The organism is Undibacterium sp. FW305-107, from assembly GCF_058788535.1.
The window spans coordinates 275,464-298,683 of record NZ_JBYTAV010000010.1 but is presented as its reverse complement, the minus strand read 5'-3'; the positions used below and the strand labels follow the sequence as shown (position 1 = coordinate 298,683).

Here is a 23,220-nt window from a genome sequence, read left to right as displayed (position 1 = left end):
ACTGTCTGATAATCAGTTTTTATTCCGCATGCCAGCCAGCGGTATCGCCAGCAAAATCATGAAAGCCATGCCAAACACACCGTCACGTAATATCGCATTGAACATACCTCCCAGCATCATGGCGATGGTCAGCATCAGCAAGGGCATGGCCATTTCCTTGGTTGCGGGATTTTCATGCAAGGTCATTCGGTAAGCCACCCAGTACTGCGTCACCCAGATCAACAGCAAAGCTGATAAACCAAGTGCTCCCACCTCGGTCAGGTACAAAAGATAATCATTGTGCGGCGTGGTCATGGTGGCGCTGATCAAGCCTTTGGCTTTTTGCTGGTAGAGATACATCCAGGTAGCAATGCCGTGTCCAGCCAAAGGCTTGTCTGCAATGATCTCGCTGGTAATCTTGTAAAGTTCCAGCCGCATGCCATCGTCATTGACCTTGCGCCCCTGAGAAAAATCATGCAACTGATGCACGGTGCACAGGCTGCGCAATTTGAAAATTTCCCATGGGCCGGCTTGCACCAGGCGAACTTCACAAGTCGTTGGTGGTGGCAGGCTCAAGGCGTATTTCCAGGCACCACCCATTGCTGCCAGCAAGATCAAAGGCAAGGCTACAGTGCGCCATGACCATCCCATCTGACGCAAGATCAGCACGCCACATAACAGGAAAAACAGCAGGCTGGCAGTCCTGGTTTTTGCCAGCAAGACCAGCGCTGCGGCTACATATACAATCGCCAGCACACGCCAGAGAAAATGATCACGATGCATGCGCAAGTCATGCAACATCCAGGCGGCAGCAACCGCCATCAGTATCCCCAGTAAAATGGATTTATTACCTTCATAAATCACATAGCTGCGAAACAAGGTATTGACGGGCAAGAGGTGGAAGAAATTTGCCACAAACAGCGTAGCTGCCAATATCGCACCAGCAAAAAATACATACGCGGCCCGTCTTTGCCACAAACCCGCAGTCACAGTCAGGAAAGGCAAGAGAAACAAATAAGTCTGATAATGCAAAATACCTGGCCAGAATTCCTTGCTGATTTCTGGTGGCACATCCTGTACCGCAGCCAGGACTATGCTGACCAGGCTCAGACCCAATATGGGTAACAGCATAGGACTTTGCCTGATCCTGTGTATCTTTTTCAGGTAACTGCCAGATACCAGCAAACTGATATAAAACAGCAACACACCGCCATACATGACACCGACGGGGAAAAATAACGTCAATGGCAAACAGGTCAATATCTGATGTGGCAAAGACTGACGCCAGCCAGTCTGCGGCTCCATCTGCATGGAACCGCCACCCGCTGGTAATACACTGGCTGCACTCATGGCGTCAGGCGTATTCAATTTTGACGTTTTTCATGGATAGCCACTCACCCAGGTTCTGCCGCAAGACATCATCCGGATTCACGCGCCACTGGTCTGACAAATACAGCTCGGCGCTCGCATTGGCATTTTGGTAGCGTATCAATACCGGACAACCATCGGCGTTCAGATGTGGTTTCAGCAAATCCTGCAGCTTTTTGGTATCTGCGCTGGATGTCAAAGTCAGGCGCAAACCCTGTGAGAACTGCACGCGGGCGCGGCCTATATCCATGACTTTTTCTGCCGAAATACGCAATCCGCCAGAGAACCTGTCTTCAGACACCTTGCCCAGCACCGCCAGGAATTCATCTTCCTTGAACAAGGATTTGAATTCTTCCATGATTTCGCTATACACCGTCACTTCGACCACGGCAGTGCCGTCATCAAGGCTGACGATGAGCAGCTTGCCGCGCTGTGTCATCTGCGTGCGCACACCGGTAATGATGCCGCAAATCAGACGCAAGTCGCGTGATGGTTCCAGCTTGGCCAGGGTAGTCTTGATGAATTGGCGCACTTCTGGCGCATAGGAATCAAACAGATGACCGGACAGGTAAAAACCCAGTGCCAGTTTTTCTTCGGTCAGGCGCTTCTTGTCTGTCCACGGCGGCACATCCAGGTAATCTGGTGGTGCGATCAAATCATCGTCATCACCAAACAGGCTGACCTGGTTTGCTGCAGCTTCTGCCTGCATCGCTGCCTCCAGCGCAAAATCGACGGTAGCCAGCAAGACGCCACGGTCTTTGCCCAGACAATCCATGGCACCGGCACGTATCAGCGACTCCACCGTGCGGCGGTTGACCTGGCGTTTATCAACACGTTTGCAGAAGTCAAACAAATCTGTAAACGGACCACCCTCTTTTCTGGCGGTGATGATACTTTCTATCGCATTCTGGCCAGAACCTTTGACGGCACCCATGCCATAGCGTATCTGGCTGGATTTTTTACCTGGCTCTGCAACCGGCATGAAGCGGTATTCAGATTGGTTGATATCTGGCGGCAGCATTTTGAGCTTGCAGATATCAATCGCATCTTCCACCAGTATCTTGACCTTGTCAGTATCATCCATGGCCAGCGACATATTGGCTGCCATGAACGCAGCGGCATGATGAGCCTTCAGATAAGCGGTGTGATAAGACAGCAAGGCATATGCGGCAGCGTGGGATTTATTAAAACCATAGCCTGCGAATTTTTCCATCAAATCGAAAATCTCGTCGGCTTTTTCTTGCGGCAAACCATCCTTCGCAGCACCGTCACGGAAAATCTGGCGATGCTCGGCCATCTCTTCTGCTTTTTTCTTACCCATGGCACGACGCAGCAAATCGGCGCCGCCGAGTGAATAGCCACCGACCACCTGGGCCATCTGCATAACCTGTTCCTGATACACCATGATGCCGTAGGTTTCAGACAAAATGCCTTCGGTACGTGGATCAGGATAATCGAAGCGTTCACCGTGCTTACGTTTACAGAAATCCGGGATCAAGTCCATAGGACCAGGGCGATACAAAGCCACCAGCGCGATAATGTCTTCAAAACGATCCGGACGCGCATCTTTCAGCATGCCTTGCATGCCGCGGCTTTCCAGCTGGAACACGGCCACGGTCTTGGCCTTGGTCAGCAATTCATAAGATGGCCTGTCATCGAGCGGCAATTTGGCCAGATCAAAATCTGCCATGGCCGGGTCCATCATCTTGATATAGCGCACTGCCCTGTCAAGGATGGTCAGTGTGGTCAAACCCAAGAAGTCGAACTTGACCAGGCCAACGGCCTCGACGTCGTCTTTATCGTATTGAGATACCACACCAGAATCACCACCCTGGGTATACAGCGGGCAAAAATCTGTCAGCTTGCCTGGTGCAATCAACACACCACCGGCATGCATGCCGATATTGCGGGTGATGCCTTCTACCTGTTGTGCCAGGTCGAGCAGGGTTTTGACTTCTTCTTCGTTTTCCTGACGCTCAGCCAGCAAGGGTTCTTCAACAATCGCCTCGGCTATCGTCACCTGCTTGCCCGGCTTGAATGGGATCAGTTTGGAGACACCATCGCAGAACATATAGCCAAAGTCCAGCACGCGACCCACGTCGCGTATTGCGCCCTTGGCAGCCATGGTACCGAAGGTAGCAATCTGTGACACCGCTTCTTTACCGTAACGGTCTTTCACGTACTGAATAACCTTGTCACGACCTTCCTGGCAAAAATCAATATCAAAGTCGGGCATGGATACCCGCTCAGGATTGAGGAAGCGCTCAAACAGTAGGTTGTACTGCAAAGGATCAAGATCAGTAATCAGCAGTGAATATGCGACCAGAGAACCTGCACCAGAACCACGGCCAGGTCCTACCGGCACACCATTATTTTTTGCCCACTGGATAAAGTCAGCAACGATAAGAAAGTAACCCGGGAAACCCATCTTGATAATGGTGTCGGTTTCAAACTTCAGGCGGGCCTCATAACGGGCGCGTTCTTTCTCGCGCTTTTCTTCATTTGGGAATAGATGATTAAGGCGGAACTCAAGACCACGCCGGGATTCATGCTCCAAAAAGTCATTGATGGTCATGCCTTCAGGCGTAGGGAAATCAGGCAGCTTGGGCTTGCCCAGCTCCAGCATCAGGTTACAGCGCTTGGCTATTTCGACTGAATTACGCAAGGCTGCTGGCAGGTCGGCAAACAGTTCTGCCATCTCGGCCTGGGTCTTGAAGCATTGTTGCTCATTGAACCTGCGCACACGACGGCCATTGGCCAGCATATCGCCTTCGGCAATACAGACCCGCGCTTCGTGGGCAGTGTAGTCATCCTTGCTGATGAATTGCACAGGGTGGGTTGCCACCACCGGCAATTTGAGCCTGCCAGCCAGGGCCACGGCAGCGCGCACATGGTTATCCATATTCGCCTGGCCTGCCCTTTGTATTTCTATATAAAAATGGTCGGGGAAAATGCTGGACCAGCGTCTGGCGTTTTGTTCTGCCAATTCAAGATTGCCATTATCAATAGCGACACCGACATCACCAAAATGTGCGCCAGAAATAGCGATGAGTCCACCGCCCTTGCCTTCTTCAAAAATATTCTGCAACCATTCATAACGGATTTCGGCACGGCCTTTATGCTGGTTAGTCAGCCAGGCTTGCGCCAGCAATTCGCATAACTGCAAATAGCCAAGCTTGTTCTTGACCAGCAGGAGCAATCTGGATGGCTTGTCGCGATCTGCATCATTGCTGATCCAGACATCGCAGCCGGCAATAGGCTTCATACCCTTGCCACGTGCGGCTTTATAAAATTTCACCATGGCGAACAAATTCGCCAGGTCAGTAATGGCCATTGCTGGCTGTTTGTCTTTTACTGCTGCCTTAATGACATCATCAATACGCACCAAGCCATCGACAATCGAATATTCAGAGTGGATGCGCAGGTGGACAAAGGCAGGCTCGTAGGGCTTGCTCACGACAACTTCATTGGTCGTTTCAGGGGAGGTAATTAATTCTGTAGTCATACCGCTATTCTACCCGTTGCCCAAGCTGTTCAGAAGCTTTGCCTTACTGAAGTTTTCAAATATGCAATTTATATTAATTTAACTTTAATTTTCTAACGGCCAGTGCCGGTTAATTCATCATGCCGTCAATAATTTGCGTTTTAATTTGTCTATTGTACAAATTTCAAATAAAGCATCATGCTCTCAAACCTGCGCCATAAAAACAACAATTCAAGAGATACAAAGGATAGTTCTGGCTACAGTCTTTGCATTTAGGCTACATTCGCCCTCCTGTGCTGTGTTACTCTAAATCAATGCATTTTCTGGCTCTGGGGCATATCTTGATAGCAGAAAAAAACCGCACTACCCGCATTAACTTGCCCGGCATACGCCATCGCAAGCGCTTACCCATGCTGAGGTCCAGGCGCGCAGCTTGTGCTGCCCTGCTGTTTTCCCTGCTGCATCAAGCAGCTATGGCGGGTGGCGGTGAAGAATCGATATTCCTGGATGACATGCCGGTCGTCCTGTCTGCATCTCGTCTTTCACAACCCATTAATGAAGCCCCTGTTGCCGTCACCATCATAGACAGGCAAATGATCAAGGATTCTGGTGCCTGGGACCTGTCCGAGATTTTCCGCCTGGTGCCTGGCATGTATGTGGCTTACCATGCCGACCCCTATTATTCAGCAGACAGCACGGTGGCCTATCATGGCATGGTCACCACCACCACGTCAGACCGCATGCAGGTCCTGATAGATGGCAGGTCTGTCTATGCCAGCCTGTTTGGCGGCGTGAACTGGAGCGACCTGCCCATCGTCCTCGATGACATAGAGCGCATAGAAGTCATACGTGGCCCGGATTCTGCCAGCTATGGTGCCAACTCTTATTCTGGCGTCATCAATATCATTACCCGCCACCCGGCTGAGACGCAGGGCAAGACCGTTTCCATGGCATTTGGCAATGGCCGCAAGGAAGGCATCTTCCGTTATGGCGGCAAGAATGGCGCTCTGAGCTATCGCCTGACAGCCAGTATCAGGGAAGATCAGGGTGAGGATGACCGCATCAAAAAGCCAACATCTGTTTTCACTTTCTGGAACCTGAACAAGTTCGACAACAAGACTATCCACAATCTGAATCTGCGCGCCGATTACCAGGTCAATTCTGCCGACACGCTGGAATTCCAGTTCGGCTATAACGGCGGGCCGCGTGAAGTGGGTGAATACAATAATGTCTCAGCCATCACCAGGCGGGCAGAAAATCATTTTGAAATGCTGCACTGGCGCCGCGCGCTTGAAGGTGGTGGCGAATTATCCGTCCAAGCATTTCATACCGTGGAAAGAGTGTATGCCCGCCTGAAAGATTCAGATGGTGTCAGTGATGGCGATGCCATCTTGCGGCGCTATGATCTGGAAGTGCAGCATACTTTTTCACCATTCAAGAATGCCCGCCTGGTCTGGGGTGGCAGCATACGCTACGACCAGACTTATGCCCCTTATTATCTGGGCGTAGGCGACAACCAGTATCTGTATGGTGATTTCCCTTATCACCTGCGCCGTTTTTTTGGCAACCTTGAATGGCGCGCCCGCCCTGACCTGGTCTTCAATGTCGGCGGCATGATAGAAAACAATACCTATACCGGCACTGACACCACGCCCAGGGCTGCTGTCAACTGGCATATGCAACCCGGCCATACCCTGCGCCTGAGTCATTCACGTGCCACACGTTCGCCTTCTGTCTACGAAAAAACCTATGACAGCTATTGGCGCAGTGCAGAGTTTTACCCTGGCTTGCCAGAGATGCAAACCGAGAGAGTGAAATCGACAGAGATAGGCTACATAGGCAAATACGGCAACCTTGATGTGGATTTTCGCCTGTTCTTTGATGACTACAGCCAGCTGATCGATGTCAGGAACAAGCGCTCGCCTGCTGGCGGCAACCTGAATGCAGGCACCGCCATCATGCGTGGTTATGAATTGCAATTGAAGGCGCAACTGACGGACAAGACCAGGCTTATCTATGGCCTGTCTGGTGGTGGCGTGAAAAGTGATAATGTGAATGGCGTCGTGTATAGCGACTCTCTCCCCAAATACAACCACAACCTGCTGCTCAGCCATAAAATCAATGAGCAATGGAGCGCCAGCCTGGCCGCCTATCAAGTCGCAAAAACCAAGTTTAATTCCACCGATTTTAATCCGCGCGAAAACCGTGGCTACTTCATAGATGGTAACCGGCGTTTTGATGGCAGGCTCAATTACCAGTTTAAAGTCGGTGGTAAATCAGCGGAGTGTTCTCTGATTGCCCAAAACATTGCTGATGCACGATATTTTGAATACCGGCACGATAATGAATTGCCAGGACGCGCGCTGAGGCTGAATTTCAGACTGGACCTTTAAACATGTATTGGCAGTCAACCAGGCATCTGCGGCATCTGAAATATATAGCGAATTGCATAGGTTTGATCCTGAGTTTGCTGTACGCACAAACTGTTCTGGCAGTAGACAATATTACCATCTTGCTTAGTGAAGAAGGCTCTGCCTATACTGAGTTCTCCAACCAGTTAAACACCCTGCTCAGTAGCCAGCCAACACAAGGCAGCACGGCAAAAAATACCATCAAGGTCTTGAGTCTCAACAACTACAAAAGTGAAGATTTGTCGCGCAGTGCCAACAATCAGTTACTGATTGCCGTTGGCACACCCGCCATGACGGCCATGGCACAAAAACCGCCCGCCATGGCTGTCTTGAATGTACTGGTCCCACGCAATACTTTTCAAAAAATAGCAAAGCAATATGGCCGTCATCAAGACCCACATCATTTCTCGGCAATTTATTTTGACCAGCCCTGGCACAGGCACTTAGGGCTGATACGCATCAGCATGTCAGGGCGGAATCGCATAGGATTATTGCTCAGCAAAGACTCAAACGACATGCTGGTGGGCTTGCCTGCCGCCGCCAAAGAAATGGACATGCAAATCAATGTCGAAACCGTCAATGATGATTCTGAATTATTGCCTGCCCTGCGCCGCTTGCTGAGTAATAGTGACAGTCTGCTGGCCTTGCCTGATGCCGCCATTTATAACCGCAATAATATCCCCAGTATCTTGCTGACCAGTTACCGGCAGAAAGTGCCTTTGTTCGGTTTTTCTGCCGCCTATGTCAAGGCAGGTGCTTTGGCTGGCGTGTATAGTTCCGCCGCCCAGATCGCCCAGCAAGTGGCAGAGATCATACAGACGCAGCCCAATAGTGCATACCTGCCCCAGCCTCAATATCCGCGCTACTTCAGTGTCAATGTAAATACCCAGGTCAGCCGTTCACTGAGTATGGAAATCGATGATGAAGTAAGCCTGACGCGTAAATTAAAATCATTGCCGGAGCGTGCCCAATGAAGAACTGGCCACTCGCCCATCGCATATTATTCCTGGCACTGGCACCAGTCTGGATTATTTCTGCCCTGCTGGTATTGTTGGTCGTCATTGTCGGCATTACTGAAATTGACGGCGCCATCAAAGCGCGCGGTACTGTCATCACCCGTCAATTGGCACCAGCCAGTGAATATGGTGCATTTTCTGGCAACCGCGAAGTCTTGCAGGCTTTGACACAATCAGTCATGAAAGAAGACGACGCCAAAGCCGTAGTCATCACCGATGCAGACAACAAAGTACTGGCAGTCAGTGGCAAACCCAGCAAACTGGGGCCCGAGCATGCACGTGCTGCCGACAACGGCAAGATATTGCGCGGTGATCATGAGTCCCTGATCTTTGCTGCCCCCATTTATCAGGGCAAATCTGAAGCAGATGCATTCGACCTGTTTGACCGCGTCCCCAGCGACAAGACTGGCAAACAAAAGCTGCTGGGCCGCGTCTACCTGGAGCTGAGCACCCATGCCAGCCACCAGTCCAAGAATGTCTTCGTCGCCCTCAGCATACTGATAGGTCTGGTGGGTACGGTCTGCGCATCGATACTGGCGCTGCGCATGAGCCGCGATCTTACCCGCCCGCTGTCGCGCTTGCTGGATGGCGTACACCGCATGGAAAAAGGCGCGCTCGATACCCGCATCACGGCAAATTCTGGCGGTGAATTGCAAGAGCTGGAAGCTGGTTTCAACCAGATGGCTGAAAAGCTAGAGGGCAGCCATAAATCCATGATGGAAGTCAATGCCAACCTGGAAAACCTGGTCATCGCCCGCACCCGCGAACTGGAATTGCGTAACCATGACCTGGAATTATTATCCAGCACAGACAGGCTCACTGGTCTGTATAACCGCCTGAAGCTGGAACAGATACTGGATGAAGAGCATCAACGCAGCCAGCGCTATGGCACCAGCTTTTCCCTCGCCATTGTCGATATTGATTTGTTCAAGCAAGTCAATGACACGCATGGGCATCAAACTGGCGATCAGGTCCTCATCAATATTGCGCGCATCCTGCAGGACCATGTACGCAGCATGGATGCCGTCGGCCGCTGGGGTGGCGAAGAATTCCTGGTCATCTTCCGCGAGACCACTATTCACGCAGCGATCGCCACAGCAGAAAAGCTGCGTTGCGCGATTGCCAACCATGAATTTGAAGTCGCAGGCAAAAAAACTGCCAGCTTTGGCGTCACCAGCTATTACCATCCCGACAATATCAATGACATGATGAAAAGGGCTGACAATGCCTTGTATCATGCCAAGAAATGTGGGCGGAACCGCGTAGAATCCAGTGAAATGTAAGCTTTGACATTGTCGTATTTGCCACTTCCCAGAGTAGTCTCACTCTGGTACTCTCTTCTGAACTAGCATTCCAGAAGCTAGTCTTGCCAAACAGTCGCGCCATCTATGCTGCGCTACGGTAAAATGCTTGTCATCTCCCTATTTAGAGTGCCTTACAAGGCCCACAAAGTTATTCGCTATGAGCAAAGATATTAAAAATAACAGCAATGCAGCATCTGCAACGCCAGCAACACCTGCGCCAATTTCCAACTTCCTGCGCGCCATCATCGATAATGACCAGGCTGCTGGCAAATACACCCGTGACGGCTTGCCCACGGTTATCACCCGCTTCCCGCCCGAACCGAATGGCTATTTGCATATTGGTCATGCCAAATCCATTTGCCTGAACTTTGGTCTGGCACGCGATTACGCTGGCCGTTGCCACCTGCGCTTTGATGACACCAATCCTGAGAAAGAAGACCAGGAATATGTCGATACCATCATGGACAGCGTCAAATGGCTGGGCTTTGACTGGAACAATAATGGCGAAGAACACCTGCACTACGCCAGTGATTATTTTGACCGTCTGTATGAAATCGCTGAATACCTGATCGGCGCAGGCCATGCCTATGTCGATAGCCAAAGCGCTGCCGACATGGCTGCCAACCGTGGAGATTTTTCCAAACCGGGCGTGAATTCTCCTTTCCGTGACCGCGCACCAGCCGAGTCGCTGGACTTGCTACGCCGCATGAAGGCGGGCGAATTCAAGGATGGTGAACACATCCTGCGCGCAAAAATAGACATGGCTTCACCGAACATGAATTTGCGCGATCCTGCCATCTACCGCATACGCCATGCCCACCATCACCGCACGGGTGACAACTGGTGCATCTACCCTATGTATGACTACACGCATCCACTGTCAGATGCGATAGAAAACATCACCCATTCGATTTGCACGCTGGAATTCCAGGACCACCGCCCTTTCTATGACTGGATCATAGAACGCGCCGCCGAAGGTGGTTTCTTCAAAAAGCCAGTACCGCAACAATATGAATTTGCCCGCCTGAACCTGACCTATGTCGTCACCAGCAAACGCAAACTGCGCCAACTGGTAGAACAAAATATCGTCAACGGCTGGGACGACCCGCGCATGCCTACCATCGTCGGCATCCGCCGCCGTGGCTACACGCCAGAATCTCTGCAACTGTTCTGCGAACGCATAGGCGTGACCCGTTCTGACGGCTGGATCGATTACAGCACATTGGAAGGCTGCCTGCGCGAAGACCTTGACCCCAAAGCACCACGCGCCACCGCCGTACTGCGCCCGCTGAAACTCATCATCGACAACTTCCCGGAAGGCGAAAACATCGCCTGCACCGCACCTATTCATCCGCATCACCCAGAACTGGGTAACCGCGAATTCACCATAGGCAAAGAACTGTGGATAGAACAGGAAGACTTCATGGAAGAACCCGTCAAAGGCTACTTCCGCCTCTTCCCAGGCAACAAGGTACGTCTGCGTTATGGCTATGTGGTCGAATGCACAGGCTGCGACAAGGACGAAAACGGCAATGTCATCGCCGTCCATTGCAACTACTTTGCCGACAGCAAATCCGGTACAGAAGGCAGCGCCAACTACAAAGTCAAAGGCAATCTGCACTGGGTCAACGCCGCCGATGCACTGGAAGCCGAAGTCCGCCTGTACGACCGTTTATTCACGGATGCAAATCCCGATGCCGGTGGCAAAGACTTCATGGCCTTGCTGAACCCGAATGCGCTGGAAGTAGTACGCGCCTACGTAGAACCTGGTCTGGTAACGATTACGCCGGATACGCGTTTGCAATTTGAACGCCATGGTTATTTTGTGGCTGACCGTCTGGATTCAGTTGTTGGGAAACCGGTGTTTAATCGGGTGACGACTTTGAAGGATTCGTGGGGGAAGTAAGTTAATCCGACCTACAAATCAACTATTAACGCATGTCACAAGCCCACGTCATTGTTATCGGAGGTCCAAACGGTGCAGGTAAATCTACCATTGCACCTTTGATCTTGCGCGACTATCTGGCGATACCCGACTTTGTCAATGCAGACCAGATTGCAGCGGGCTTGTCGGCATTTAATCCTGACGGCGCAGCCTTTGAGGCTGGTCGTATCATGTTGCGCCGACTGGATGAATTAGCGACATCCGGGAAAAATTTCGCATTTGAATCAACCTTATCAAGTCGTACTTTTTCTGTTTTTCTAGCCAAGCTGAAAGCACAAGGGTACCGTATCGATCTTTGCTACGTCTGGCTTGACAGCGCAGCACTAGCGCAAGAACGGGTAGCCTTGCGTGTAAAAATGGGCGGACATAATATTCCGCCAGATGTCATCGCACGACGTTATGCGCGTAGCATACAAAACTTTCGTCATTTATATTTGCCCTTGGCTGATAAATGGAGTGTCTTCGACAATTCAGAATTGGCTGATCCAAAATTAATTGCTGAAGGCGGCAGCCAAAAATCTATTGCTATTCTTGAGGAAAAATCATGGAACAAAATACTAGCGACCTGACAAAGGGGCATGACCCAATTGCAGAAAAATTGCTTGATAGAGAAGCTTTAAACAAGGTTGTTCAGCAGGCGGTTAAAGAGGCTGTAGACAAGGCACAGCGACTGGGTTTTTTGCCATTACCAACATCGCCCAAATAAAACTACTGGCATGTGCACATAGTTTTTGCCAGCCCATCAGCGAGTTACTTTATTTCATCAATAAGCCCTGCCACCAACAGCCTTGGCACGCTGACCAGAAAATTGCCCTCTTCCAAAACCCGTCAAATTCCAGTGACCGGACACAGCACCTGACTTGAGATTAATTTTTCCATCGAAGCTGGCAGAGCCTGCCAGACCTTTTCCTTTCATTTGTACGACACCATCTGTCGATACTTTACCGGTGATCGTCAAACTGCTATGGGTTGTGCGTGAATCGGCAGAGCCAAAGATATTGCCAGTGTGATCGACGTGGATATAAAACGTACCTGTATCGGCACCGTTATAGCTGCCGTAGTAATCACCGAGAATACCCGTATAACCAGCTTCACTGCCCTCAGCTTGTGCCGACTCTTTGGCTAGCGTTGTTGCCTGAGAACGAAGCTGTGCAAGGTTGATTCCATTTTTGCCAGGCACATCTGCTTCGGTGTCTGCCGTTATGTCGGCAAATGATTTTGCTGCTGCCGGAGGTGCAGGTAATTTCTCGATTGGTGCAAGGACCACGGTCGCCCTGAGTGCTTGCACTGATTCTTTTTTGGTTGCTGGTAGCAGTTTTTGACGCTCTACTTTTTGATGCTCATTTTTTTGTAGCAATGGAGCTGTTTGCGGAGTAACAGACGTCAGGAAAGTCACTGCTGCTCCAGACTCGACTTTGTCTGTCTGTGGAAAGTAACTGCGTGATAAAGCCAGGAGGAGCAGGACGTGCATTATCAGGATGACGATCAAAGGTCGTATCCGGATATGGCTACTGAATTGCAATGTTTGCTGTAATGATGTCATTCAATTTTTCATTACCACTTTTTTGCTGATGGCTGCAGGCGCATCTGCCTGCAGCCATCAACTTATTGCGCCAGCGGGAACTCGGTATTGATAATCTTGTTGCCGATATCTGCCACGCTGACATCGGCATTCGACAAGATCACAACTCCTTTGCCTGCTTTTTTATCGAAGGCAATATAGCTGCTGTAGCCACCGGTCTTGCCTTCCAGGCCGAGGATGGAACTGTCAAATTTATTGTTATAGCCACCCCAAACAAACAAGAGACGGTTGCCTGCCTCAAATGGTACCTGCAGCTTATGCATCGTACTGTTCAAGGGTGTCTTGGCCTGGTCCATGTTTGCGGCAACAAATTTGAGCATGTCATTGGCGGATGAGCGCAAGCCACCTGCGCCTTCAAATGAAGTGAAGTTCCAGGCTGGTGCCGCGGCAAATTGTGCCTTGCTGCTGTAGCCTGTTGCCATGCGTTTTTGCATGTCTGCGGTAAGGTTGACGCCAGTGGCTGTCATGCCCAGAGGAGTCGTGACGCGGTTTTTGATCAGGGTGTCATAGTCGGTACCGGCGCGCTGGCTGAGTGCCAAGCCCAGCAGGCCATTGCCAAAACTTGAATAGACAAAACGGGTGCCGACGTCGTATTTCATGTCGTAGCTGGACAGAAATTCATAAGCCTTATTGGCGTTGAAGCCTGAATATGGGTTATCGCCACCAGAGTTAGCAGGCAAGGCAGGCAAGCCAGAGCGGTGTGAGGACAGGTCAGCGAGTGTGATTTTCCTCTCGTCATAGTAAGGTACCTTGACGTTACCAGGCAGGTAAGTAGCGAGCGGATCTTTTAATCTGATTTCGTTTTTTTCTGCCATATCCATCATGGCCACGCCAGTAAATGCGCTGGTGATAGAACCAATTTCAAACAGGGTATCGGCATCGACAGGGCGGCGTTCTGCGAGATTGGCATAGCCGTAGCTGATGACCCGGCTACCTTTTTCATCAACAATGCCGACTACCAGGCCGACGCCTTTCTTGTCAGTATCGACGCGTTGTTTGAGGATGTTCAAGATGTCTGCGTCTGACATGGATGTTGCTGCATGCGCTTGAATTGCACCCAGTGCCAGCATTGCCATCAGTAATTTTGCAGGGAGAAGGCGGTAAGTTTTTTTCATGTTCGTTGTGCTTTCTGATTCAGGATTAAGAAATCCAGACCCACTCATGGAGAGATCTGCAAACTGGTAAGACTATGCAAAGGCAAGTTTGTTCCTTCGCCGGTGCTGCTTGATTGCATGCACATGGCGCAATATAGGCAATACCTGCTTTTCAAGTTGGCAGATTGAGACGGAAGCGCAATATTTGGGATTGAAAGTGAAATTTTGAGGAACCAAATGCAGCAGGGCTTACGCACAAGACATGTGCGTCCCTCTATAAAAACTTCATTGATGCTGCAAGGAACTTGCGGCTTTATCGCGGTAGTGAAGATGTGAGTGGCAGCAGCAAACCGCTTTGCTGCAATACTTCACGGGCCATGGTAACGAGCTTGCCATCCGCCAGCCCTTGTTCCTGGCGCAAGTAAGAAACGTAGTACATCAACGGATTCAGTGGCGGCTTTACTGTCAATGTACGGATGATGCCACTTTTGATTTCTGCATCAACCACTGCACGCGGTAGCACGGCAATGGCGTGGCCTGCGGCGACCAGTTTGATCATCATCGCCATGGAATTGCAGATACTGAGATTTTCTGGTTCATGCCCTGCCAGCCTGAACCATTCCATGACGACATTGCATATCGTCGTTGGTGACGGCATGGCGACGACAGGCAGTGCCGCCATGCCTGCGGGGTGCAACGCTTGCTCGTTCAGTACGGTTTGGGTGGATGCCACCCAGGCCAGATCAACATGGCCTATCGCAACGTCAACGACATGGGGTGCAGAGACGGGGTCGCTGAGGATGGCGATATCAAGTTCGCGCGCATTCAGTTTGCGGCTCAGGTTGGCACCTACATCTATGGTCAGCTCTATGCGCACATCAAGGTATTGGGCTTTTAAGCGCCCCAACAATTCTATCAGGCCAGACATGGCAGTGGATTCGTTTGCGCCCAGACGCAGCAGGCCACGCATGGGGTTGCGCCGTTTGCTGATTTGTTCGAGATCGTCAGACAGGCGCAGCATTTTTTCTGCCTGTGCCAGCACGTCGCGTCCGACTGGCGTGATGACGGCGCGGTGACCGCCACGTTCAAACAGCTTCAGGCCCAGGATGTCTTCGAGCTCCTGGATTCTGGCGCTGATCGTCGGCTGGGTCAGGTGCAAGTGTTTGGCCGCGGCATGGAAGCCACCCAGCCTGGCTATCCAGTAAAAGGTTTCAAGTTGCTGTAGTGAGGGTCGCATGATAGATAAATCTTATCAACTATTGGCAATAACTTCAATTATCTTCTATCAAGATCACATTTTATACTGATTGCAATACTTATCCGGTCGTCATGACTCATTGATAAACCTCTCACTATCCACATGCTATGGAGAAGCCCATGTCCTCATCTTCTGTTATATCCCAGTCACCTGCAGAACTGCGCCTTGCCATACGCCAAGGTTTATGGCGCAAAGAAACCTCGGGGCTGGCGCCTGGTTATGTGCAAGTGAATCTGGTGATCTTGCCTGCCAAAGATGCCAGCGATTTTCACCGCTTTTGTCAAAAAAACCCCAAGCCCTGTCCCTTGATTGCTGTGTCAGAGATTGGTGACCCTTTCCTGCCTTTCCTCGGGGTTGATCTTGATATCCGTAGCGATGTACCTAGCTATCGTGTCTTCCGCAATGGTGAGCTTGTGACTGAGCCTTTTGACATCAGTGACATCTGGCGTGATGACCTGGTGACCTTTGCCCTGGGTTGCTCTTTCACGTTCGAGCATTCATTGATGGAAAATGGTATAGGCATACGCCATATAGAACAAGGGCGCAATGTGCCCATGTATCGCACTGCCATACCAACCTCGCCTGCAGGCGCATTCCAGGGGCCTCTGGTAGTCACAATGCGCCCCATGAAGGCGGCAGATGCGATACGGGCGATACAGATCACTTCGCGTTTCCCTGGCGTTCATGGCGCACCGGTGCATATAGGTGACCCGGCGCTGATAGGCATTACCGACCTTGCCCAGCCTGATTATGGTGACGCGGTAACGATCAATGAGGGTGAACTACCCGTATTCTGGGCTTGTGGTGTCACACCCCAGGCAGCACTGATTCATGCAAAACCTGAACTATGCATTACCCACGCGCCTGGTCACATGCTATTGACGGATTTGCGCAATAGCGATTATTCGGTGCTTTGAAAAAATTACACTCTGTAGAGGATGTGCGCAATGGGGTTAATGGGTTTAGTTTATGGCTTGCTGGTAGCATTGATCTGGGGTGCACAGCCGGTGGTTGCCAGTTTTGGTTACCGCGCATCGCTGGATATTTTTGACCTGACCGTATTACGTTTTGCCGTCAGCGGCGTGGTGATGCTACCCTTCTTTCTCAAGGCTGGCGTCAAGAACGCCGCTGGCATAGGCTGGCCAAAAGCCTTGATCCTGTTGTTACTGGCTGGCCCCTTGTACAACATGGTACTGGTAGGCGGTCTGCATTGGGCACCTGCTTCGCATAGTTCACTTATCTATCCTGCTTTTACGCCCTTGTTCACATCCTTGCTGGCAAAGATGATGCTGGACAAGCGCGACGGTATCCCTATGCTGGGACTAGGCCTGCTGCTGGTTGGTGTCGTCATCGTCAAGGCGGGCAGTATTTTGCAGCCACAATCGGCCGCTCATGCCCAGGCCTGGCGTGGTGATTTGCTGTTCATGCTCGCTGCCCTGATGTGGTCGTTTTATACGGTGCTGATGCGGCGCTGGAATACCAATCCGCTATCGGTGGTCAGCGTGATACAGGTAGGTGGTCTGCTATATGTGCCGGTGTATTTCTTCTTTGCTGGTACAGCCTTGTTCCAGCTAGATGCCGGTGCTATCGCTGTGCAGGCGGTTTATCAGGGCTTGCTGGTGAGTGTGGTATCGGTCTTGTTGTTTAATCTGGCCGTAAAGCAGTTGGGTGCCAAGGCATCAATGTTCACAGCCTTGATGCCTATCGTCGGTGTATCACTGGCCATCATCATACTGGATGAAACCTTGACTTTATCCCTGCTGCTGGGCGCAGTGTTAATATCAGGAGGATTGTTTTTGTCACTCAAGCCTGTTGGCAAGTGAAAAAACTGAATTTAAAATTCCAGCGTGGCATAGCACCACTAACCGGTACTCATACACATTTTATGGAAAGACAAATTACTGACCAACAGATTGCTAACAAAAATGAACCCTGCCTTGATTGCGGAGCCTGCTGTGCCAGCTACCGGGTTTCGTTTTACTGGGCCGAGGCAGATGCAAATGGCATTGCTGATTCCATGGTCGAAGCATTGACACCAGTGTATTCTTGTTTGAGCGGCACCAATCAATCCAGGCCGCACTGTCAGGCTTTGGTGGGTGAAGTTGGCAAAGTCGTCAAATGCAGCATGTACGAGCAGAGGCCATCCCCCTGCCGTGAGGTGCAGCCTGGCGATGACAAATGCCTGAATGCCCGCGCCAAACACGGTTTGGCTGCTCTGCCTGTTCTAAGGTCGGTTCTAAGCAAGAAGGATTCAGACAAACTGGCCGCTTGAGTGTAGGATGTGCAGCCTGAAGAAATAAACCGGGAACAGCTTTGACGAACGATAACGAATACACATCAGAAGATAACATTCCTCAGGAAGAGGACAACAAAATCCATGAGCCACGCCTGTGGCGCGACAAGGGCTGGACAGCCCAGGTCATCAAGAACGACGATGATGAGGGTTGGGCAGTTGCCATGATCAAGGATGGTGAGCCTGAACCAGCTCTGGTTGGCCCATGGACCATGGGGCGCGATAAAAAGAATCCTAAGCCACTGGACGCCAATGCGTTTGGCACGCTGGTGAAAACCGCATCTGAAGTGATACGCCGTCATGAACAGCAATTGCATGCAACGCTGCACAAGAGTCTGATGGTTGCGACTGATGAAGCTGACTTCAAGATCATGCTCGACATCGTGCCTGATGAAGATGATCCCTATGCCTGGCTCAGCGCCCAGGATGCAGGTAATACTGAGTTAGCCAGGGTCAGGGTTGCGCCTAACTATAAATTGAATCAGCAAAATGCCAGGGCCTGGATAGCTGATGATTTTCGCCGTCCTGACTGAAATTAAATTTTTCAGAATAAAATCATGGGATCACAAGCAAGTTTTGTAGAATTTATTCTCGATCAGTTAAGTAGATGTGAAGACGTGGTCGCGAAAAAAATGTTTGGTGAATATGCACTTTATATGTCGGGCAAGATGTTTGCGCTGATCTGTGATGATCAACTCTTCATCAAGCCGACCGCGGTGGGTCAGCAACTGTTAACGCAATTATCAGCCACGATCACCCAAGCACAGCCCTACCCTCAAGCCAAACCCTGGTACCTCATCGACAGCGACTTACTGGAAGATCGGGATGGTTTGACTACACTGGCGCGTGCCACAGCGGATGCTTTGCCTGTGCCAGTCAAAAAAATGAGCAAAGTCGGTAAGAAAAGCCTTGCCTGAGACCAAACCAAACCCCAGGCAAGGCTCATCATCTCATCGTCAGAGTCGTGAGCGTTGATGGAATCCATCCATCAACGCCACCGGCGACAATCAATTAAAAATTGTATTGCAAACCAGCCGACAGATTGCTTCCGGAAGTGCCGCTATTGGAGAAAGTGCGGGCATTGTATTTCTCGAATTCTGCGCGGACAGCAAGGTTAGGATTGATTTTGTACGATACACCCACGCCAAGCAGGGCCTGGTTGCCCGTATTCGAAGCGGAATAAGAAGGCAGGCCTGAAGTGTCGTAAGTCGTTTCTGCTTTCACGCGCGCAATCCCGAGTTTGGCAAAACCGGCAAAAGCCTCGTTGAATTCATAGTTATACACTCCGGCCAGACTGAAGCCGGTTTTCTTTTGTTCGCTATGACCAAGCGCCACGCCTGAATTGATTGAGGTTTTGCCGCCGGAAAAATAACTGCTTTCCACTGCAAAATTCTTGTTGAAGTTATAGCCACCAAACAGCTTGTAGCTGGTGGCCTTGGAATCGCAAGTTGTGGCGTAGTTGCAGTAGTTGCTGTTATCGCTCTGACCCACAGAAGCACCAAGATAGGTCTGTGCAGTAGCGAAAGAGCTGGCGAGCATACCTACCGCCGCGCACGCGATGATGGTAAGTTTTTTGATCAGCATAAGTATCCTTTGTTCACTTGTTTACGTATCTGAGTAAGCCCAAATACCTGGCCTGAAGCATCAAAACACATCGCCAAACAGGCATTCAGCTGTTTCGTTTCCCAGGAAGCAATCTAAGGGTACACAAAAGCTTGCAAAAATTAAATCAAAAATGCCCAAGTACTGTTTCAGTGTCTTATTGGTATCATCTGACTAGACTCTGATAATGAATATTGAACAAGATGTTTTTGCCCCAATAAGGCTCAATAGGGCTACTGGCCTTGAAATTTCCCCCGATGACATCAAATACATAGAACTCATTTCATAAATAGGGGTGAGTGCGAACAAGACGATTTGGGATGTAGTGCAAGGCCTAAGGTGTGTACCCTGTGCAGCTAAGGCTGGTGCCTTTGCAAGCGCGAGGTGGCACACTACGCGCTGCAATGCGCCCAAATTGTCAGTTCACTAAGGGTTTGCCTCATAACGCGTACTGGACTGCAGGTGTCGACAACTCGACTCGTTGTCAATAGGCAAAGCTATTGACTGCCTCGTCCATAGTTTGACCATTGGCCACCCCAGGTTATGAGGCAAACGCATCTCATCCCTATTGATGAAATGAGTTCTTACCAAGCTTAGTCACCGGAGAAAAGATGGCGTTTGACCCACTGAATCTGAAACAGGCATCGTCTGCTTTTGAACAGAGTCTGAACCGTGTCATTGATGAACGGGTAGCACCATTGGTGGACAGATCCATCCACCAGGTCAGCAATGAATTATCGGAAGTGATACGCCAGGCTGGCGAGCAGGTGGACAGGAATATCGCCCTGCTATCCGACGAAATCCATAGCCAGCGCAGCATGACCAAGGATGACATCAGGGAACTGATAGATTATTCCACGGCGCAGATAGGTGCAGCAATAGACCAGCGCATACTCGCCATCAAGCATGAAACCTCCACACTGATTAATGAAAAAGTCGACTTGCTCAAGTGTGAGCTGGAAGACGCCGCCGTTAACAGCCGCAAGACCATGTACGCCAACGTCGCCATTTCTATCGGTGCGGCAGTGCTGATGGCGCTCGTCGGTCTGGCCTATAAAAAAATATCCCTGGGCGAATTAAATCTCTTGAATGTGTTCAGGGTGACTTTACTGTCTTGCGCGACGTTTACCTTTGTCCTCTCCATGCTGAAATTCATACAACGCTGGCGCAGCATGAAGCGGGTCAAGAAAGGTGTGACTACGGTGGCGATTGGTTACCTGGGCATCTTGCGGCCAAATGGGGCAACTGGCTTGCTCTTGCTCAGCGTCTGCCTGATGGCAGGCTGGACCTGGTTGTATCTGGGAAAAATCTAAACACTTGGCAATGATGTACAAACCGGGTTTGCAGCATATTGCGACCCGGCAACAGAGTTTCAAAATTAGGCGTACAATTTAAAGCATATTTGATTTGCGCATATCAATGAACTTTTTATGTTGAGCAGCATCACAACATAAGTTCATGCATGTCACGTGCCGATCAGCATTTCATGCCATTCCTGCTTTAAGTATCCATAGCGCCGCCCAGGCGCTTACGCCCTGACCTATGCAAACCAAGAAATTCAATCCTGTATTCAATTCCTATCTGATTTATATTGGTGTCGCAATTGCGTCTGGTGGCGTCGCCTTATACACGCCCATCATTGTTTCTGAAACCGGTAAGGCTTTCTCGGGATTCTGGGCAGCATCGATTTTATTTGGCTTGAATCTGGGCCGGGTGCTGGGCTCTTATATGGGCAGCAGGTTTTCACAGATGGCAAACCACCCGCTGGCAATTTCTGGCAACATCCTGCTGGAAGGCATAGCCCTGTATTTCATGGCTTACCTGAATCAGGCCTGGGCACTAGCCTTGTTTGCCTTGCTGGCAGGCTTGGGTAGCGGTCTGTCATTCCCCGGTTTAAAAAATTATTTATTGAAGCTCAAGGGGCTGGACCAGACTTCCATCTTCAGCAAGCTGGCTTTCGCAATACGCATGGGTCTGGTTGGTGGTTACCTCACAGCCAGTTTTGTGCCGCATAACCAGCTAAAGCTGGTATTTCTGATCGTGCTGATCACCTTCATCGTGTACGGGCTATTCATGCTGATTGCCATGCGTGCCATCAGCGAGCATGAGCAAGAAGGCCTGGCACTGGAACAAAAGGCACTGGCAGATGACACATCCAGTACAACTGCAGTAGTGGCTGCGGAATCAGACAAGCCTGTCGAATTACCACTGATGTTTTATTTGTCGAATTCAGTATTCTGGTGTTTTGCCGTGCAACCGATGATAGGTTTCAGCCTGCATATCCCCAAATTCACCCCTGAGATACCGGTGTCCACACCTTTCTGGTTGGCGGCTCTGGTGATTATCTTTTTCCAGATACCAATTTCCAAGCGCGCGGTGCGCACGCTGGATCATTTCCGCTTCCTGAAAATAGGTTATGCCTGCCTGTTCGTCAGTTTCGCCATCATGGTGGTGTTTACCCATAGTGCAGCAGCCGTCATCATTTCTGCCATCCTGCTGTCTTTTGGGCAGGTATTTTATGGCCCTTCGCTGGACGTGCTGATAGCCCGTTTTGCCAACAAATCAGCTGCTGATACCGGCAGATTGATGTCGCAGCAAATGTTTTATCAGAGCATGGGCACCATGGTGGGCAGCCTGGCTGGTGGTGTCTTGTTTGACCTGGCACAGGATATGAAGATGCCAGGATTAAACTGGTTCATGCTGGCAGTTGCCAGCCTGGGCATGATGATGCTCAGCAAGAAAAAAATCCCGGCACTTTATTACAATGCTGGTCAAAGAATCCCTGGCACCAGCTAAGTCGGTACTTTGCTGCAAGCCAGCCAGGCAAGTGCAGGTATTTTAAAAATGCCAGTACTTGCCTCGCTCCCCCATCACTGCTGACAGAAACTGACACTACTGCATCCTAAGATGTCTTTGCCTTGAACAATACATCAACGCAAACAACACCATCTCTTTTAGGAGCAAACACCATGATGACCCCAAGCTATGTACTTTTGTATGTTGACAGCCCGGAAGCAAGCGCAGCGTTTTACAGCAACATCCTGGGTCTGACACCCGTAGAAGCATCGCCTACTTTTTATTTGTTCATACTGGACTCTGGCCACAAACTGGGTTTGTGGTCAAAACACACGGTAGAACCGGCGGCCACCTCCTCTGGCGGTAGTGAGCTGGCTTTTGCAGTAAGCGACAATGCGACGGTAGACAGCACCTATGACAGCTGGGCTACACGTGGCATGACGATAGTCCAAACACCTTGCAGCATGGATTTTGGCTATACCTTCGTAGCACAAGACCCTGATGGCCACCGTCTGCGCGTTTTCGCACCAGCCTGATCATGACTACGCAACAGTACCGTAACTGGATCGCTGTTGCCTCTGCCGACCACGTGCAGCGTGGTCAGGCAGATGGCTTCATGCAAGTCTGCCATGGCAAGGCAGCGCCTTTGCGCCGCATGCAAGCTGGCGACAGGGTGGTGTATTACTCGCCCAGCCAGGTCTTTGGCAGCAAGATCAGATTGCAGGCATTCACTGCCATAGGCCGGGTCAAGCCGCGGGACGCCTATCAGGCCGACATGGGTGGTGGTTTTCATCCTTACCGGCGTGATGTGGTGTGGACAGCATCGCGGCAGGCCAGCATCCTGCCCCTGCTGCAAACGCTGGAGTTTTCTGCTGGCATAAAGAACTGGGGCTATCAGTTCCGCTTCGGCCTGTTTGCCATCAGCGAACATGATATGCGGGTAATTGCTACTGCCATGGGCGTTGCAAGAGACTTGTTTGATACTGACCAAGACTGTACAGAATTATATGCAGAAGCAAATTTACAACTCAACCTGTGCTTAAGCTGATACTGTCTATGACCTGGAACAAGTCAGGCGTTACAATGTC

21 protein-coding genes are annotated in these 23,220 nt (G+C 50.6%); 15 read left to right on the top strand and 6 right to left on the bottom strand.

What is annotated here, in order from left to right:
* Nucleotides 1-12: 12 nt before the first annotated feature.
* Together AC3WQT_RS22520 and dnaE are read right to left on the bottom strand one after the other, a co-directional pair.
* Entirely contained in the window at nucleotides 13-1,347 is a 1,335-nt protein-coding gene (locus AC3WQT_RS22520) for an O-antigen ligase family protein (protein WP_492707277.1), read from the bottom strand.
* The gene (gene dnaE, locus AC3WQT_RS22515) at nucleotides 1,334-4,852 is read right to left on the bottom strand and encodes a DNA polymerase III subunit alpha (protein ID WP_492707275.1); all 3,519 of its coding nucleotides are present in this window, start codon (nucleotides 4,850-4,852) and stop codon (nucleotides 1,334-1,336) included. Before dnaE ends, AC3WQT_RS22520 begins: the two co-directional genes overlap by 14 nt.
* Nucleotides 4,853-5,172: 320 nt before the next feature.
* Between dnaE and AC3WQT_RS22510 the strand changes: the two genes are divergently transcribed.
* The 6 genes from AC3WQT_RS22510 (at nucleotide 5,173) to AC3WQT_RS22485 (ending at nucleotide 12,213) form a co-directional block, all read left to right on the top strand.
* Nucleotides 5,173-7,224 carry a TonB-dependent receptor plug domain-containing protein gene (locus AC3WQT_RS22510; protein WP_492707273.1) on the top strand — a complete coding sequence of 684 codons (2,052 nt, stop codon included), beginning with the start codon at nucleotides 5,173-5,175 and terminating at the stop codon, nucleotides 7,222-7,224.
* A gap of 2 nt (nucleotides 7,225-7,226) precedes the next feature.
* Nucleotides 7,227-8,216, top strand: coding sequence for an ABC transporter substrate-binding protein (locus tag AC3WQT_RS22505; RefSeq protein WP_492707271.1), 990 nt, complete (start codon nucleotides 7,227-7,229; stop codon nucleotides 8,214-8,216).
* Entirely contained in the window at nucleotides 8,213-9,541 is a 1,329-nt protein-coding gene (locus tag AC3WQT_RS22500; protein WP_492707269.1) for a GGDEF domain-containing protein, read from the top strand. Before AC3WQT_RS22505 ends, AC3WQT_RS22500 begins: the two co-directional genes overlap by 4 nt.
* A 178-nt stretch (nucleotides 9,542-9,719) precedes the next feature.
* Nucleotides 9,720-11,468 carry a glutamine--tRNA ligase/YqeY domain fusion protein gene (locus AC3WQT_RS22495; RefSeq protein WP_492707267.1) on the top strand — a complete coding sequence of 583 codons (1,749 nt, stop codon included), beginning with the start codon at nucleotides 9,720-9,722 and terminating at the stop codon, nucleotides 11,466-11,468.
* A gap of 32 nt (nucleotides 11,469-11,500) precedes the next feature.
* The gene (locus AC3WQT_RS22490) at nucleotides 11,501-12,076 is read left to right on the top strand and encodes an ATPase (RefSeq protein ID WP_492707265.1); all 576 of its coding nucleotides are present in this window, start codon (nucleotides 11,501-11,503) and stop codon (nucleotides 12,074-12,076) included.
* Complete coding sequence (locus tag AC3WQT_RS22485) at nucleotides 12,052-12,213, top strand: hypothetical protein (RefSeq protein ID WP_492707263.1); 162 nt, start codon at nucleotides 12,052-12,054, stop codon at nucleotides 12,211-12,213. Before AC3WQT_RS22490 ends, AC3WQT_RS22485 begins: the two co-directional genes overlap by 25 nt.
* 57 nt (nucleotides 12,214-12,270) lie before the next feature.
* Here AC3WQT_RS22485 and AC3WQT_RS22480 read toward each other — a convergent pair whose 3' ends face one another.
* From AC3WQT_RS22480 to AC3WQT_RS22470, 3 genes are all read right to left on the bottom strand, one after another.
* A complete protein-coding gene (locus AC3WQT_RS22480; RefSeq protein ID WP_492707261.1) occupies nucleotides 12,271-13,050 on the bottom strand; it encodes a hypothetical protein in 780 nt (259 codons plus the stop codon).
* Nucleotides 13,051-13,112: 62 nt separating this feature from the next.
* The gene (locus AC3WQT_RS22475) at nucleotides 13,113-14,204 is read right to left on the bottom strand and encodes a serine hydrolase domain-containing protein (RefSeq protein WP_492707259.1); all 1,092 of its coding nucleotides are present in this window, start codon (nucleotides 14,202-14,204) and stop codon (nucleotides 13,113-13,115) included.
* Between the two features lie 292 nt (nucleotides 14,205-14,496).
* Nucleotides 14,497-15,420, bottom strand: coding sequence for a LysR family transcriptional regulator (locus tag AC3WQT_RS22470; RefSeq protein WP_492707257.1), 924 nt, complete (start codon nucleotides 15,418-15,420; stop codon nucleotides 14,497-14,499).
* Between the two features lie 140 nt (nucleotides 15,421-15,560).
* Here AC3WQT_RS22470 and AC3WQT_RS22465 point away from each other — a divergent pair, with 140 nt between their 5' ends.
* The 5 genes from AC3WQT_RS22465 (at nucleotide 15,561) to AC3WQT_RS22445 (ending at nucleotide 18,651) form a co-directional block, all read left to right on the top strand.
* Entirely contained in the window at nucleotides 15,561-16,358 is a 798-nt protein-coding gene (locus tag AC3WQT_RS22465; protein ID WP_492707255.1) for a putative hydro-lyase, read from the top strand.
* Between the two features lie 39 nt (nucleotides 16,359-16,397).
* Nucleotides 16,398-17,264, top strand: a complete 867-nt coding sequence (locus tag AC3WQT_RS22460) for a DMT family transporter (RefSeq protein WP_492707253.1) — start codon at nucleotides 16,398-16,400, stop codon at nucleotides 17,262-17,264.
* A 62-nt stretch (nucleotides 17,265-17,326) separates the two neighbouring features.
* Nucleotides 17,327-17,713 (top strand): YkgJ family cysteine cluster protein, encoded by a 387-nt coding sequence (locus AC3WQT_RS22455; RefSeq protein WP_492707251.1) that lies wholly within the window; start codon nucleotides 17,327-17,329, stop codon nucleotides 17,711-17,713.
* A gap of 41 nt (nucleotides 17,714-17,754) precedes the next feature.
* Nucleotides 17,755-18,267, top strand: a complete 513-nt coding sequence (locus AC3WQT_RS22450; protein WP_492707249.1) for a hypothetical protein — start codon at nucleotides 17,755-17,757, stop codon at nucleotides 18,265-18,267.
* A gap of 24 nt (nucleotides 18,268-18,291) precedes the next feature.
* A complete protein-coding gene (locus AC3WQT_RS22445) occupies nucleotides 18,292-18,651 on the top strand; it encodes a TfoX/Sxy family protein (RefSeq protein ID WP_492707247.1) in 360 nt (119 codons plus the stop codon).
* Between the two features lie 94 nt (nucleotides 18,652-18,745).
* Here the strand turns inward: AC3WQT_RS22445 and AC3WQT_RS22440 are convergent, their stop codons facing one another.
* Nucleotides 18,746-19,318: an outer membrane beta-barrel protein gene (locus AC3WQT_RS22440; RefSeq protein WP_492707245.1), complete on the bottom strand. Its 573-nt coding sequence runs from the start codon at nucleotides 19,316-19,318 to the stop codon at nucleotides 18,746-18,748.
* Nucleotides 19,319-19,947: 629 nt separating this feature from the next.
* Between AC3WQT_RS22440 and AC3WQT_RS22435 the strand changes: the two genes are divergently transcribed.
* The 4 genes from AC3WQT_RS22435 (at nucleotide 19,948) to AC3WQT_RS22420 (ending at nucleotide 23,180) form a co-directional block, all read left to right on the top strand.
* Nucleotides 19,948-20,649, top strand: a complete 702-nt coding sequence (locus tag AC3WQT_RS22435; protein ID WP_492707243.1) for a hypothetical protein — start codon at nucleotides 19,948-19,950, stop codon at nucleotides 20,647-20,649.
* 229 nt (nucleotides 20,650-20,878) lie between these two features.
* Nucleotides 20,879-22,132 (top strand): MFS transporter, encoded by a 1,254-nt coding sequence (locus AC3WQT_RS22430; RefSeq protein ID WP_492707241.1) that lies wholly within the window; start codon nucleotides 20,879-20,881, stop codon nucleotides 22,130-22,132.
* Between the two features lie 173 nt (nucleotides 22,133-22,305).
* Nucleotides 22,306-22,668, top strand: a complete 363-nt coding sequence (locus AC3WQT_RS22425) for a VOC family protein (protein ID WP_492707239.1) — start codon at nucleotides 22,306-22,308, stop codon at nucleotides 22,666-22,668.
* Between the two features lie 2 nt (nucleotides 22,669-22,670).
* Nucleotides 22,671-23,180 carry an EVE domain-containing protein gene (locus AC3WQT_RS22420; protein WP_492707238.1) on the top strand — a complete coding sequence of 170 codons (510 nt, stop codon included), beginning with the start codon at nucleotides 22,671-22,673 and terminating at the stop codon, nucleotides 23,178-23,180.
* The last annotated feature ends 40 nt before the right edge of the window (nucleotides 23,181-23,220 follow it).